The sequence below is a fragment of the Brevibacillus fortis genome, from assembly GCF_003013395.1.
Lineage (GTDB): Bacteria > Bacillota > Bacilli > Brevibacillales > Brevibacillaceae > Brevibacillus > Brevibacillus fortis.
Window position 1 is genome coordinate 1 of record NZ_PXZM01000001.1, and the last position, 14653, is coordinate 14653.

General features: G+C 49.8%; 15 protein-coding genes. 3 read left to right on the plus strand and 12 right to left on the minus strand.

The window, feature by feature from the left end; genetic code table 11:
- Nucleotides 1-138 precede the first annotated feature (138 nt).
- The 5 genes from opp4C to C7R93_RS00025 form a co-directional block, all read right to left on the minus strand.
- On the minus strand, nt 139-1065 hold the full coding sequence (opp4C, locus tag C7R93_RS00005) for an oligopeptide ABC transporter permease (RefSeq protein WP_106836894.1): 927 nt from the start codon (nt 1063-1065) through the stop codon (nt 139-141).
- An 11-nt stretch (nt 1066-1076) separates the two neighbouring features.
- Nucleotides 1077-2033, minus strand: a complete 957-nt coding sequence (locus C7R93_RS00010) for an ABC transporter permease (RefSeq protein WP_106836895.1) — start codon at nt 2031-2033, stop codon at nt 1077-1079.
- An 86-nt stretch (nt 2034-2119) separates the two neighbouring features.
- Entirely contained in the window at nt 2120-3868 is a 1749-nt protein-coding gene (locus C7R93_RS00015; protein WP_106836896.1) for an ABC transporter substrate-binding protein, read from the minus strand.
- 181 nt (nt 3869-4049) lie between these two features.
- Nucleotides 4050-4979, minus strand: a complete 930-nt coding sequence (locus C7R93_RS00020) for a phosphotransferase family protein (protein WP_106836897.1) — start codon at nt 4977-4979, stop codon at nt 4050-4052.
- Between the two features lie 13 nt (nt 4980-4992).
- The gene (locus C7R93_RS00025; RefSeq protein WP_106836898.1) at nt 4993-5649 is read right to left on the minus strand and encodes a TetR/AcrR family transcriptional regulator; all 657 of its coding nucleotides are present in this window, start codon (nt 5647-5649) and stop codon (nt 4993-4995) included.
- A gap of 118 nt (nt 5650-5767) precedes the next feature.
- Between C7R93_RS00025 and C7R93_RS00030 the strand changes: the two genes are divergently transcribed.
- The gene (locus tag C7R93_RS00030) at nt 5768-6139 is read left to right on the plus strand and encodes a hypothetical protein (RefSeq protein ID WP_106836899.1); all 372 of its coding nucleotides are present in this window, start codon (nt 5768-5770) and stop codon (nt 6137-6139) included.
- 497 nt (nt 6140-6636) lie between these two features.
- Here C7R93_RS00030 and C7R93_RS00040 read toward each other — a convergent pair whose 3' ends face one another.
- Together C7R93_RS00040 and C7R93_RS00045 are read right to left on the minus strand one after the other, a co-directional pair.
- Nucleotides 6637-7026 (minus strand): VOC family protein, encoded by a 390-nt coding sequence (locus C7R93_RS00040; RefSeq protein WP_106836900.1) that lies wholly within the window; start codon nt 7024-7026, stop codon nt 6637-6639.
- A 42-nt stretch (nt 7027-7068) separates the two neighbouring features.
- Nucleotides 7069-8451, minus strand: coding sequence for an aminotransferase-like domain-containing protein (locus C7R93_RS00045; protein ID WP_106836901.1), 1383 nt, complete (start codon nt 8449-8451; stop codon nt 7069-7071).
- 122 nt (nt 8452-8573) lie between these two features.
- Here C7R93_RS00045 and C7R93_RS00050 point away from each other — a divergent pair, with 122 nt between their 5' ends.
- On the plus strand, nt 8574-8990 hold the full coding sequence (locus C7R93_RS00050; protein ID WP_106836902.1) for a GNAT family N-acetyltransferase: 417 nt from the start codon (nt 8574-8576) through the stop codon (nt 8988-8990).
- Here C7R93_RS00050 and C7R93_RS00055 read toward each other — a convergent pair.
- The 5 genes from C7R93_RS00055 to C7R93_RS00080 form a co-directional block, all read right to left on the minus strand.
- A complete protein-coding gene (locus tag C7R93_RS00055; protein ID WP_106836903.1) occupies nt 8977-10041 on the minus strand; it encodes a CapA family protein in 1065 nt (354 codons plus the stop codon). The genes C7R93_RS00050 and C7R93_RS00055 overlap by 14 nt on opposite strands.
- Nucleotides 10042-10448: 407 nt before the next feature.
- Nucleotides 10449-11315, minus strand: a complete 867-nt coding sequence (locus C7R93_RS00065) for an SDR family oxidoreductase (protein ID WP_106836904.1) — start codon at nt 11313-11315, stop codon at nt 10449-10451.
- Nucleotides 11316-11338: 23 nt separating this feature from the next.
- Nucleotides 11339-11821, minus strand: a complete 483-nt coding sequence (locus tag C7R93_RS00070; protein WP_106836905.1) for a hypothetical protein — start codon at nt 11819-11821, stop codon at nt 11339-11341.
- A gap of 106 nt (nt 11822-11927) precedes the next feature.
- Nucleotides 11928-12458, minus strand: a complete 531-nt coding sequence (locus tag C7R93_RS00075) for a MarR family winged helix-turn-helix transcriptional regulator (protein ID WP_106836906.1) — start codon at nt 12456-12458, stop codon at nt 11928-11930.
- A 45-nt stretch (nt 12459-12503) separates the two neighbouring features.
- Entirely contained in the window at nt 12504-13274 is a 771-nt protein-coding gene (locus C7R93_RS00080) for a 3-hydroxyacyl-CoA dehydrogenase (RefSeq protein ID WP_106836907.1), read from the minus strand.
- Nucleotides 13275-13546: 272 nt separating this feature from the next.
- Between C7R93_RS00080 and C7R93_RS00085 the strand changes: the two genes are divergently transcribed.
- A complete protein-coding gene (locus tag C7R93_RS00085) occupies nt 13547-14635 on the plus strand; it encodes a DUF418 domain-containing protein (protein WP_106836908.1) in 1089 nt (362 codons plus the stop codon).
- Nucleotides 14636-14653: the final 18 nt, after the last annotated feature.

Below are 14653 nucleotides of genomic sequence, written 5' to 3' on the forward strand. Positions count from 1 at the left end.
AAGCTGAAATTCCCCGCCATTTTTTTCGATGCTGGGAGGGGCTCCAGAGGCGCTTGGACTGGAAATCACTTCTCCCTGCGCTGCTTCAGTATTCTCTTGAAAGGAAGTTCAAGAAGGTAAAAAACTTATAAACACTCATCATCGCTTCTGCTTCGGGTCCAAAGCATCTCGCAGTCCATCCCCCAGCAGATTGATCGAGATGACGGTAGCAAAAATAGCAATACCTGGCGGAACCCATAGCCACGGTCTTTTCTGAAAATCGATCAGGGTGTTCGCCGCATCCATCATGTTGCCCCATGTAGGCGTGGGAGGAACGACACCGAGTCCGAAATACGATAATACAGATTCACTCAGGATGGCACCACCGACGTTTAAGGTGGCAACTACAATCAAGAGTGGTGTCAGATTGGGTAGCAAATGGAAGTATAGCTTGCGTCTGTCGCGCAGACCGAGTACTTCTGCTGCTTGCATGAATTCACTTTCGCGCAGGGTGAGCATCTGGCTGCGGACCATTCGCGCCAAGCCGGGCCAGCCGATCAGGCTCAGCATGATCATGACAATGTAAATGCGGTAATCGGTCGGGATTTTCCACTCGGAGAGGACTGCGCCCATAATAAACAAGAGCGGTAGACCAGGAATGGTCATGAGTACGTCTGCCACACGCATGATCACTTGATCGACCCACCCGCGGTAAAAGCCGGCCAGTGCACCGAGAAGGGCGCCAATGGAAACGGAGAGCACCATGGAAGCGATGCCGACTGTCAGCGAGATTCGACCAGCCTGCATCAATCGCGTCAAAATGTCTCTGCCCAAACTGTCTGTCCCAAGCCAATGGGAGAGGCTTGGCGGCTTGTTGATCATGGCGGTATTAATCTTGCCGGATGCGTACGGAGAAAAAAACGGACCGATAAAGCATACAACTGCCATGACGAGTAAAAACACAAGTCCAAACATGGCCAGACGCTTCTTTTTCAGTCGCAAAAACGCCTCGTGCCACAAGGAAGAACGCAACGCTACCTGCTCTGGTCTCGTCACCTCCGCTACTTCACTTACCGTTGATGCCATCGTTTTCCCTCCTATTTCAACCGAACCCGCGGGTCAGCCACTCTATACAGCAAATCAGCAGATAGATTCCCGATGACAGTGAGAATCGCCAGGAACATCGTAAAGCCCATCAATAGCGGGTAGTCCCGTACAGAAAATGCCTGCATGTACAACTGTCCGACACCGGGCCAGTTAAAGATTTTTTCCGTGATGATCGCCCCACCGAACAATGCTGGCAGCTCAAAGCCCAGCAGTGTAATCGCAGGCAAAAGTGCATTGCGCAGCGCGTGCTTGTGCAGGACGACTTTTTCCTTCAGCCCTTTTGCCCGGGCCGTGCGAACGAAGTCTTGTTGAATGACCTCCAGCATGTTCGTGCGGAAATAGCGCGTCAGCGTCCCCACACTCAGCAAAGTCAGAACCGTCACAGGCAAAATCATATGCTGAACCACGTCCCACGCATAAGCGAGCCCTGTTTCCTTGCTGCCGATCGTCATCATGCCCCCTGCGGGAAACAGCTTGGCATCGACGGCAAACAACTTGATAAACAGCAGACCGACGAAGAAGACAGGTAACGACATCGCAGCAAAAACACCGATCGTCACGAGCGCATCGAACCAGGAATGCTGCCTTGCAGCAGACAGAACTCCGATTGAGATCGCGATCAGCCACGTAAAAAAGGTGGAGGTAATCGCCAGCAAAAACGAATTCCAGATGTAATCGTTCAACAGTGACATCACCGGCTGCTGGTATTGCAGGGAATAACCAAAATCGCCTTGAAAGGCGTTTTTCATCCAGATGAAATACCGTTCGACGACAGGCTTATCCAGCCCGTACATCGCTTTTAGCTCCAGCTTTCGTTCGGCTGTTAGCTTGGGACTCGTATCGACGAAGTCACCAGGCGTTAGGGCATACAGGAAAAAAATCAAAATGGATGCGCCGAAGAGCGTCAACGCCATGTAAAAAACCCTTTTCAGGAAGTAGAACGTCATCGTTGGCCTCCTTTCATGCTTTGGAAAAAAAGAAAGCCCAGCCCCAGGGCCGGGCACAACATTCGTGAGTCAATTACTCCAACTTGTTACTCCATTTTGATACCAGGCAGGCTGGTCGAAATGCCCGTGAACGGATTCGGCTCCAAGCCCTTGATCTTGCCGTTGTGCGCAGACAAAATTTTGCGGTAGCCGAGGAAGATGTACGGCGGGTCATCGCTCAGCTCTTTATACAGGTCTTTGTAGATCGCTTTACGTTTCTCGATGTCCAGCGTAGAAAGACCTGCTTCCAGCAATTCGTCTACTTTGGCATTGGAGTAGCCATTCGTTCCGGTAAATCCACTCTTTCCCTTTTTCGTCGAGAAGGCGTCTACACCGTCATCTGGATCGATCAGCATCGTGGTCGAGAACGAAGCGAGGTCGTGATCGCCTTTTTCCGTCCGTGCCAATACGGCGTTGTAGTCCATCATTTCCGCTTCAAACTGGATGCCCAGCTCTTTGTAGTTTTCTTTAGCAATGGGGATCAGGACCTCTCCTAGCTTTCCTTTGGTCGTATAGTAATGCACGACCAGCTTCTGCCCGTCTTTTTCGCGGATGCCGTCAGCGCCCGGCTTCCAGCCCGCTTCATCCAAGAGCTGCTTCGCCTTTTCTGGATTGTACGCGTACGGATTGACATCCTCCGTGTACGCCCACGAAACAGGGCTAATCGGTACATTGGCAACTTGCGCGTATCCTTGGTAGGTCAGGTCCAGAATCTTTTGGCGATCCAGTCCGTAAATGAAGGCTTGGCGGACGCGCTTGTCTTTGAAAAATGGCTTGGAATGATTGAACTTGATGTACGAATAGGCGCTGGATGTGTACAAATTGATATTCACATATCCCAGCTCTTGCAGCTGCTCAATGTTATCCGAGTTGACGGTAAAGGAGTTGTAATCCATTTCCCCTGTCTGGATAAACTGTAGAGCGTCGCCCTCGGTCGTCTTGTAGATAAAGTGCTCGACTTGCGGCTTGCCTGCGTAATAGTGCTCGTTTGCGAGATAGCGGACTTCTTGACCAGGAATGTACGCCTCGAATTTGTAAGGTCCGGCTCCCAATGGCTTGCCGTGCAAGGTGCGGAGATACTCCAGATTGCCTGGTTTGTACTCCTTACCGTAGTACGCTTTGGAGAGCACCTGCCCGCCTAACAGGACGAGAGACTTGGCGTTCACTTTCTCCGTGGTGATCTGGAGCGTCTGTGGATCAATTACCTTGATTCCTTCGATCGTGTTCGCTTTGCCTTCCTTGTATTCACGGCCGCCTTTGATACTTGCTACGAAAATGTCCGTTTCGCCGTCGTACGTTTTGTCGTGCAGAATCGTCAGTGTAAAGGCTACATCCTCTGCCGTCAGCGGTGAACCATCGCTGAATTTCAGATTCGGTCTCAGGTGGAACGTATACGTGAGCTGGTCAGGAGATACGTCCCATTTTTCCGCGAGCTTGGGTACTGGTTTTCCTGTCGCATCGACATCCACCAGTGATTCGAAGATCGCAGAGGAGACGTTGCCATCATAGCCGTTGTGGTAAAAAAACGGGTTAAACACGCCGCCTGGCTCCGTCAGTCCCGCAATAAATGTATCGGTCCTTTTGGTGGCTGCTTCCGGCAGCTTGGATAAATCCGTAGCCAAATTGATGCCGTCTTTTATGTCTTGAACCTTGCTGGCAGCTGGTGCTGGTGCTTCTGTCGACGGAGTCGCCGTTTGTGTCGAGGTAGTCGGCGCACTGCCTTCAGAGCTGCATCCGGTGACCAGCAGAGTCCCTAACAGCAAAGTTGAAATGATTTGCGAAAGCCTTTTTTTCATCGTGATCCTCCTTCATATCCACGTAAGTCAGTGAAGCATCAGGTCCTCCGGTGGTCCGGTCGGATCAAATAACAAAACTAATAAATCATACCTGTTTACTATGAATTAGATTATAGGTATCGATACCGGATCGGTCAACAGTTTTTTCCAAAACAAAAAACCTCGATTAATCGAGGTCTTTTTATTCAGCATGCCTTGCATACGGAATGTTCAGTTTTTCACACGCTTGCCTGACGAACAAGGAATGTCGCTCACGCATGATTCTCTCTGTATCTTCATCCAATCCCCAAGCAGATAGATTCGATGCCGGTCGCAGTGCCGCACATAAATCCCAGTACGGAAGATCGGTGTAATCGAGTTTCGTCACGGCAGCCTGATAGTGAAGTGTAAAATCGTTCATGGCTTGTACACCAAATCCCCAAAGAATTTCCAATCTAGCATTCCCGAAATCAGCTAGCGGGTCTCCGATCCCAGCATCCTCCCAGTCGATGACAGCTGCCAGCTTCTCGTCCTTCCACATCGTATTTCCCGGCCAGAAATCGCCATGCAAAAGGGATGGCGCATTCGCCTGTGGCAGCGGCCAAACGGACTCCAGCACTTCGCGAATGAGCCCCTCATCCAATGATTGGTCTAGATTCATTGATGTTTTATGAAGCTTTTCGGTTATTGCTTCCTCCTGTTTCGGCAAAAATGTGTCCGCCAGCATAGAAGGGTCCACCGAATGGATACGAGTCAGCACCTCGGCTACTTGTTGCAGGAAGCTAGACAAATCGGCTGGTGTAGCGACTGTCTGTCCTTCTATGAATTCGATGACAAGGCACGGCGTGGGAAAAATATCGCTGGATGCTTCGAGATGATAGGGCGTTGGAGTCGGCAAGCCAGCTGTCTTCAGTATTTGCAAAAGTTTGAATTCATCTGATGCGATCTGCGGATTTCGCTTGAGGTCAGCCTGACCATGCTCGCGGACGACTACTTTTTTCTTCGTACCATCAGGGCTCTCCATTTCTAGCGCAGTGACCTGTGCAGAGATCCCGCCTTTTAGCTCCCATGCACGAAGGAGCTTGGCTTGCGGGTTCATGTTATGTGCCAGGAGTGACCATTTTTCATCCATTATTTTTCCCCCTTCATGCCCCACTGTCTGACTGCTTGTACAGCCCTACCTTCATCATTTCCATGTACGTTTCTAATTCCTCAAAAAATAATTGGACATGTGCGAAGCCTTTATCGCTCGCTTCGTAGTTTTCGCGGACGTACTTTTGCGTCAATGCCTCTACAGCCGACAGCAAAAAATGCAGTGCCTTTTCCGGATCGAACTGTGCTTTGATCAATGACGTATCGACTTGATCCAGAAACAAGGGAATATATCGCGCATTGAACTGTGTTTCTCTGTCTTCGATCTCAGCCCGGCATTCCTCGGGATAGTCGAAAAAAGTCGCCACTGCCATTTGATAAATCGCTGGTTCCTCGGCAAAGAGCGCCATTTTCGCTTGATTGCCATGAAGAAATCGCGCAAAAAAGTCTTGCGGCGCCGCTTCCATTCGCGCTTGTATATAGGCAAAAAATCGTTCGATACAAGCATCAACAATCGCCAGAAACAGTCCCTTTTTATTCCCGAAAAAATGGAACAGCATCCCTTTTGATACACCTGCGTTCTGGACGATTTGATTGGTAGAGCCTCGTTCATATCCTTTGGCGGAAAATTCAATAAGGGCCGCTTCCAACAGCTTTCGCTTATTCGGCTCCAGTGTTTCGGCCTGCCAGATTCCTTTTATGTCCGTCACCTTCTCCCCCGTTCTTCTTTTCCCTATCATAACGCATATTGACCAGGTGGTCAAAGTGGAGTTATACTTTCCTCGAAGACTTCATCATCCATATTCCACCACAAGGAAGTGATGCCTTATGGCACGGACTTTGCCTGTATTCGCTCGTATCATCCTTGGTTTGATTTTGCTTGGAGCAGGTGTGAATGGTTACATTGTGTTGTTTGGATTCGAGCCTATCTTCCCAACCAGCCCTGCTGCCATGGAGCTTTTGCAAGGGTACTTGCTGGTTTTGGTCAAAACCGTCGAAATCATCTGTGGATTGCTATTCCTGACGAACCGCTTCGTCCCACTGGCCCTTACCGCCACCGCTCCTCTTGTAGTTAATATCTTGACGTTCCACTTGTTTGTCGATCCCGATATGCTCGCTATGGGACTGATCGTCGCGATTTTGGAAGTGTATTTGCTGTGGAGCTATCGGCGTAGTTTTCGTCAGTTGATGACGATGTAGATGGATGTCCGACTGCTGTTGTGGTCGGGAGAAGTCCTGCCACATGTTTTCCAGTCGCCTATATCCTCACTACGTTCGGGCGGTCTCCTTCCAAACATGTGACAGGACTTCCGTACAGCTGTGGAATCCTTCGTATGTTTAAAACGTTTTGCAAGTTAACACAAGGACGCTTCTGAATTGGAATAAAACATCTTAGAACCACTTTCAATGAATGAGCGAAAAGCTACGTAGGAAGAAGCGAATTTCCAGTCCAAGCGCCTCTGGAGCCCATCCCAGCATCGGAAAAAATGGCGGGGAATTTCAGCTTTACTTATGAGCTACCTCCTCGAAACTTCTACGTTTAAAGCGCTCCCGCCATTTATTCCGATGCGGACAGTGATACACCTTGTGGGGCGTAGGCCGAAGCGTAGACTGGAAATTCGCTTCTTCCCCCCACTACAGCTACTTCATAAAAACTAAAAAAGCCGGTACCAAGAGGTGTACCGGCTTTTCAACTATCATCTTTTCGGTAAATTAATCTGCCACGATACTCCGAAACGATCTTGAACCCATCCGAACTTTTCGCTGAACGGCGGTAATGGTCCAAGTGGCATGAGTACTTGTCCATCCGAGGAAAGCTGTTCAAAAACACGATCAATTTCTTCCTCCGAATCGCAGTCCACAAACAACGAAATCGCTGGAGTAAAGGCATGATGGTCACCGTTCGTATTGTCGATACACATGAAGGTTTGGCCTTTTAATGTAAAGGTAGCGTGCAGGACTTGTCCATTCTCATGATGCATCACCTGCTTGATTTCTGAGCGATCAAAAATCGAAGTATAAAACTTCATGGCTTCTTCTGCTTGTCCATGGAACATGAAAAACATTGTGATGGCTTGCACGAACAACCACTCCTTTTCGTGAAGATCAGCGTTTTCCTATTCATTTCCTTACGTCCAGTCAATCATCCGCCACTGCCCTTCTTTTCTTTGCTTTTGCAACAGCGCAGTCGCCGTTTCTGCTAACAGGGCGATCCCTCTCTCTATCTTATCAGCATCGGTTTGAATAATACTAATTCGCAACCCGTTTTCACGAGGAAAGGTAGGCAGATAGCTCTGGTTCGTGGACGTGACCCGCACGTTTTTCTGGTGCAACGCCGCGATGATATCTTGGGCGTCCAGTTCTGCTGGAAGCAGTACTCTCGAAAAAATCCCGCCTGTTCCGATTTGTGCGTGAAGCTGCGGAGGAAGATAACGCTGGCAGCAGTCGGCCAATGTCTCCATCCGCAGGCGATAACGTTCCCGGACAAGGGCAGCATGGTGGTCGTACATCCCGCTATTCAAATATAGCTCCAAAGCCGCCTGAGACAAGACAGCCGTGCTGGAATCACACGATGCTTTAAACAACCGGAACGTTTCCATCACGGAAGGGGGGAGGACGACTGTCGCCAAGCGAAGTCCGGGCAGCATGATCTTGGAAAAGCTTTTGACGTACAGGACACGCCCTGATTGATCGTAGCTGTAGATTGGGTCTGCCTTCAAACTAGTTTCCATGTCCGCCAGATAGTCATCCTCGACGATGTATACATCGTAGCGCTGAGCCAGCTTGACGATTTGTTTCTTTTGCTCTGTTGTATAACTCGTCCCCAACGGATTGTGAAACCGGGGAACCGTGTAGAAAAACTTGATTTGGTTGTTGCGGAAATGCCGCTCCAGCTCATCCATATCGATGCCTGCTGTGGTCCGCTGGATGCCCAGAACCGTAACGCCCAGCAGCTCGAGTGAACGCAGCATGCCGTGAAAGGTAGGCTGTTCGACCAGCACGGCACTCTTCCCATTCGGAAACGGCATAGAGGCGAGCAGATGCAGCGCTTGCTGAGCTCCCGAAACCACGCAAATTTGGGAAGGAGATGCAAATACTTGTGACTCCGCGAGATGACTCTCCAATGCCCGGCGCAAGGAGAAAAAGCCCTGGGGGTCTGAATAGGAGAACAACTGGTCCTCGTACAATTCAATCGCGCGGTTTAGACAATGCTGGAAATCTTTGAATGGCATGACTTCTGGATCTGGGCTGGCTGCCGTAAAGTCAATTCGCTCCTCTGGCAAACGCATTCTTTGAAGAGGGCGCAGGACTGCATAATAACCGCTTTTAGGAATGGAATAAATCAAGTGCTCCTTCTCCAGCTCTTGATACGCCCGTATCGCCGTATTCAAACTGCACGACCATCGCTCGGATGCAGTACGAATCGATGGCAGCTTCTCCCCTGGCTTGATTGTATGGGTGCGAAGCTGCTCTTTTATGCTGTCTCTCACTACTTCGTATTTATTCTTCATCCCGTTTACTCCCCCGTCATCTGTGTGGGTACAGATTCACTTTTCTCTCCTTTATGCGCCCTTTTCCCTTGAGTATAGTGAATTATAAGCAAAGGAGTAAATACAAATACGGAGGGATACAGATGGAAGCAAGACACGCGACACTGCCTTACACAATCAGTGATGAGAAGCAATTACTCGATAAGGAACGCATCAGCGACTGGCTGTCGACAACGTACTGGGCTTCTGAACGCTCCAAGGAAATGATCATGAAAAGTATCGAAAATTCACTCTGTTTCGGCTTGTATAGTGAGAATGGACAGGCAGGGTTCGTCCGAATTGTGAGCGATTACGCGACGATTTCGTGGGTATGTGATGTCTTCGTCGATCCAGAGCATCGAGGCAAGGGATTGAGCAAATGGCTAATGGAAGTGATGGTGGAACATCCAGCCATTCGGCATACGAGCATGATACTCGGTACTCGGGATGCCCATGGTTTATACGAGCAGTACGGTTTCACACGAAGAGAAATGATGCGCAGACCAGTTATTGAGGCTTAGACTCGCTAACCTCGCCTTTTGCGTCTTTGCTCGCCCCATAGGAAATGCGGTTGAGCTTGGCGATGATCCTCTGTTTGTTTTTCTCGTCCATCGGAGCAGGCTGACCGCTCGTGAGCTTCACCGGGATCACGCGGCTCTTGCTCCCGTCTTTTGTAAACGTCAGTTGGACCATCATGGCTTCGCGACCTTTAGGATTGCGCGAGGTGGTGAACACAAAATTTCCTACGCTGTAGTAGATTGGCACCTGTTTATAAAACTCAACGCCCATGATCGAATGGCTGTGCGACCCGACAATGGCATCCACACCGCTGTCGATCAGCTTTTTCGCCATCTCACGCGCATATGATTCTGGGTAATCCTTATATTCCCGATTCCAGTGCATGACCGCAATCGTAATGTCTGACTCCGCCACTGCCTTTTTTACATGAGACAACATCGGCTCATAAGAGTAGGCATGTGCGAGACCCGGCTTGTTTTTTCTCGCATACCAACGCTCGTTTGGAAGGACACGGCTGATCCCGATGACTGCTACGCGTTTCCCCTTGATCGTTTGGATATAGGGAGCGAATGCTTCCCCTTCGTTTTTTCCTGCCCCTACATAACCGATCTTCGCCTTTTTCAAATGCTCCATCGTATCGTAGAGCGCATCCATTCCGTAATCCAACGAATGATTATTCGCCAGATTGACCACGTCGATGCCCGCGTTCACGAGCCCCTTCAACGACTCTGGCTTCGCACGGTAGGTATATTCCTTTTTCTCTGGACGTCCCCGCGTGCTGACTGGTGTCTCCAGATTACCAATCGTCAAATCGGCCTGCTTGAGAAAATCCGCTGTTTTTTGAAACGGATAATCTACGCCGTACCGCCCGATCTGATTCCCGACGCTCTTATCCAAAATCATATCTCCGACAAACGCTACCTGAATGGAATCCTCCTCTTGCAAATCCCCTTCGCTGCTCGCCTGCACTGCGACTGATTCGGTCCCCATCGCAACACAGAGCATCAATGCAGCTACCACGATTACGGCGTGCTTCCATCGACCGATCTTCATGCCCACATGCCCATCCTTCGTTTTTTGCTTTCATTCTAGAAGGTGTGGGATGTGAAGACTGTTGAAGCATGTCTGGCTTCCTTGGAAATTTCTCGCCTAAAAGTGACGACTGTGCAAAAGATGGCGGTTTAGGGCCTGCTTCTTGGAACAACAGATTCCTTCTTTTTTAAAATTTCGATATTTACCGATAACAAGTATCGCAAAAAAGGAAGCGCTGGCTTTCCTCCACGAAGCGCTCATGATTAGTGGAAACAATTGCTACGTCCGTAGCTTTCTGGACGAGGGAACGGCGATGTCGGCTGCGTACGTCAATCAACTGCTAGCCCTGTTCCCAAAGAAAATAGAGAAAAGAAAAGCTCCTTTGATCGAGCCACTAACGGGAAAGGAAATGATAATAGTCCCACTGATTAACGGAACGATTCGATCTGCTCATGCAAAAAAGCGTCCAGCTTGCGAGGTGCTCTGCCGAGAACACGCTCGACATCGTCTGTCGGCTTTTCCGGGATCGCCACAGACATGGCTTGAATTTCGACGACGTGACTAGCGAGCCACTCTGGCATCTTTCCATACTCCATCAGATCACGTCGGAGTGCTTCGCTATCCTTGTTGATGTACGTAATCGGGCGGTCGAGCAACTCGGACAGCTTGCTCGCAATTTGCGGATAGCTGAAAACCCGAGAACCAGTCAGTGTGTATACATGACCTGCCTTTTCAGGATCGGTCAATGCCTCTGCGGCAACATCGGCGATATCCCGGCAATCGATAAAGTTGCATGCTGTTTCGCCCATCGTGCCGAAGAAAACATGTTGCGTTTGGATCGTCGGTGCGAAGCGGAGCAGATTTTGCATAAAGGCGTACGGTCGCAGCACGGTGCTTTTCATCCCGGATTCAGATAATGCGCGCTCGATTTCCTGGTGCCATCCCGCTACGGCGACTGGCGCCTTTTCGTCGTAGGCTGGACTGGATATTTTCACGATGTGTTGGATTCCAGCCTCAGCAGCTATGCGAATTATCGAGGTTTCCAACTCGACCTGACTGGGACTGTTTGATAGAGAAAGGAAGAGCTGATTCGCACCTGCAAATGCCCGGCGCAACGATTCAGGGTCAGAAGCTTCCGCTGCTGCAACTTCCACCATAGATGCTGCCTCCTCTCCAATTCGCATCTGCAGTTTTTCCGGCGTTCTGCTCAATGCCCGAGTTGGGACACCAAGCTCTATCAATCTTTTCAAAAGTGCACTGCCTATGGTTCCTGTTGCTCCCATAACTACGATCATTTTCTATCTCCTCCGTAACCGATTCATTTTTGATGATCATGGTTGATGGAACTACGCCACCCCCATGTGATTAATGTGCTGGCGATTATCGCTGATAGCGGGAAGTCGATCCAGACACGACTTAGCCAAGCCAACGATTCACCGGGAGCAAAGATGACGAGTAGCTCCGTTGTTAGCCATGCTGCCAGTAGACCGATTACAGCCAGTGTCATCCCCATAACCGCTACCAGCGCCAAACGAGGTGTGCCGGTGACCCAGCGTTTATGTATACCACAGCTCTGTAACCATTGCCCAAGGAGTAAGGCAATCAATGCGGATGTTCCGCCAATCGTGGTCAATGCCCCTAATTGCAGACCTTTATCAGCGGTGATCCAGCCTCCTATGCTCGCCATGATCGCAGGAGACAAATAAGCCATGAATGCTTCTCGCCATAGAACAAACGATTTTCGCTTGGAACGTGCCACCTTGATCGGATAAGCAACTCCCGATTTTTCAGGGTCATGCATGTTATTCACCTCCTTTCCCCTGTCCGAAAAATAATTAGGAACCTAATTATATAGGAGTAAAAATGGGCTAGCTTCCTAGCCCGTTTTACCACTGCCTGCTGTTTACTTATTCATCTGTCAGTGCCGAGATGCCTTGTGTCACGCGGCCAAGCAGGTCGAGGAATACACTTCGCTCCTCTGTATTGAGCAATCCGACCATCGCTTCCAATCTCGCAAAGTGCTCTGGCGCCATTTCACGCAGCTTGCTTGCCCCGAGCTCCGTTAAAATGACCGATTTTTGCCTGCCATCTTTTGCACTCGCTCGTCGGGAAACAAGACCATCGCGCTCCAGGATGTCGATCAGACCGGTAACAGTAGCGCGTGTTACTCCCAGATGCTCTGCCAATTGTGACGGCAGCACTTCCCCTCCGTTATCTTCAAGGTCTGCCAATAACCGATATCGTCCCGTGGATAAGCCGAATCTAGCAAAATGTATTTCGGCCGCATGCCCAAGTTTTGCTCCTGCCTCCATCAGCCTGGCGGCAACGAGTACAGCTTGCGCATCAACATCGAGTCCATACCGATCAATCTGGCGTTGCGATTGAACAAGCGAAGGGATCGCGTCTTCTTGTTTTCTTCCATTTGAATGGTTTGTCATGAATATAGTATGGCACCTAACTATTTTTCTGTCAACACGTCTTCTCTATTTCGGTGCCATCCTGATTGCCCCATCCAACCGGATCGTTTCTCCATTCAACATCGGATTCGTGACGATACTGTTCACGAGCATCGCATATTCTTGCGGATCACCCATGCGAGGGGGGAACGGAACAGTCGCACCCAACGCATCTTTTACAGAGCGCGGGAGCTGATCAAACATCGGCGTGTCAAATAGACCGGGAGCAATTGTCATGACACGTATGCCATACGAAGCCAGGTCTCTTGCTAGCGGCAGGGTCATGCTTACAATTCCGCCTTTGGAGGCGCTATAGGCAACCTGCCCCACCTGCCCTTCAAAAGCCGCCACCGATGCGGTATTGATGATGACACCCCGCTCCCCCTGTTGGTTCGGCTCGTTTCCTGCCATTTGCTCCACCGCCAACCGAAGGACATTAAAAGTACCGATCAGATTGACAGAAATGACTTTGCTAAAGGACTCTAGTAGATGTGGACCGCTTCGCGACAGCGTTTTTTGTGTCAAACTGATCCCCGCACAGTTGACCACGGCGTGAATCGTACCGAATGTGCCAGCAGCCTGATCGATAGCGTCTCGTACACTCGCCTCACTCAAGACATCCGTATGCACGAACAAAGCATTTTCTCGCCCCAGCTCATTCGCCAACGCTTGCCCCTTTTCTACCGCCAAATCAAGAATGGCTACTCTTCCCCCGTGTTGAACTACATTCCTCACAGTGGCTTCTCCCAAACCGGAAGCACCACCCGTTACAATGGCAACCACTTCCCGCATATCCAAGCCATTCTCTCCCTTCCTCAGCAATGGCATCCGCATTCAGAAAGAAGCATTGCAAGTTGGATACCAACCGAATCCCCCTTGTCGCACGTTATTTTGACAAGCGACAGTCGGTCTGCACCTTCTCAAATCCAAACAGGTATGAGACATCGGTGTCCCGGCAAAGGACAGTTTTGTTTTTCATGTCCAACATTTTAGGGCTTGATATTTACAATTCCACCCAGTATATTTTACTTACCGGTAAGTAAAATAAAAATAGAGAGGAAAGAACCCGGATGAAAGTATCTTCTACCAGAGTCATTGGTCTCGATTTTGCGAGGGCGTGGGCCATGCTGGGCATGATGATCGTCAACTACGTCGTCATCTTGAACGCAGAACATAATGGACCTGATTGGCTCATTGCTTTTTCCAGTTTGTTTCAGGGCAGAGCATCTACCGTTTTCGTTGTTTTAGCAGGAATCGGTATTGCCTATATGACAAAAAAAGCGAGGACCTCAGGTGACCCGGCCCTCTTGCAGGCTAGCCGCCACATCCTTTGGAAGCGCTCCTTGTTTTTATTCACGACCGGGATCTTGCTCTATCTCGGTGGATGGAGCGGCGACATCCTACATTACTACGGTGTCTACATGCTCATTGCCTCCTTCCTCCTCGTCATATCGGGGAAAACGCTTCTTCTCGCATTCAGCGGCATCCTGCTCACAGCTCAAACACTCCAATTGTCGCTCAACTATATGCAAGGGTGGGACCCAAAGCAACCATTTATCGAGTATCTTGATTTTTGGACGGTCGAAGGATTCCTGCGCAACTTGCTATACAACGGCTATCACCCGGTATTTCCCTGGATGTGCTTTTTCCTTCTTGGCTTGTGGCTGGGGCGACTAAACCTGCTCGATCCATCTGTACGCAAAAAAATGTTGGGATGGGCAGCTGCCCTATTCGTCAGCTTGGAAGTTTTATCGTATTGGTTGATCAAGCTCTCTGTTCCGGTCGTCGGCAGCGACTTCGCCCTATTTTTATGGGGAACGAAACCAGTTCCACCCAACCTGTTTTATGTGCTGTCCAGCTCAAGCTCCGCTGTCATCATCATCCTTCTGTGCGTCAGCTTTGCGGAAAAATTCGCAAACAGCTGGTTTACGCAAACATTGGTAAAAACCGGACAGCTGACACTGACACACTACGTCAGCCATATCGTTGTCGGGCTTGGCTTCCTCGCATGGATTGGCAGATTCGAAAATCAAACGCTCGCTTTTGCGATGCTCTACGCCGTAGGATTCTTCCTCTTTTCCATTGTGCTCTCGCTCTTATGGAGACTTTGGTTCGAGCGGGGACCGTTGGAGAGCTTCATGAGAAAAATCAGTGGGTAACCATTTTGTGGGTTCATC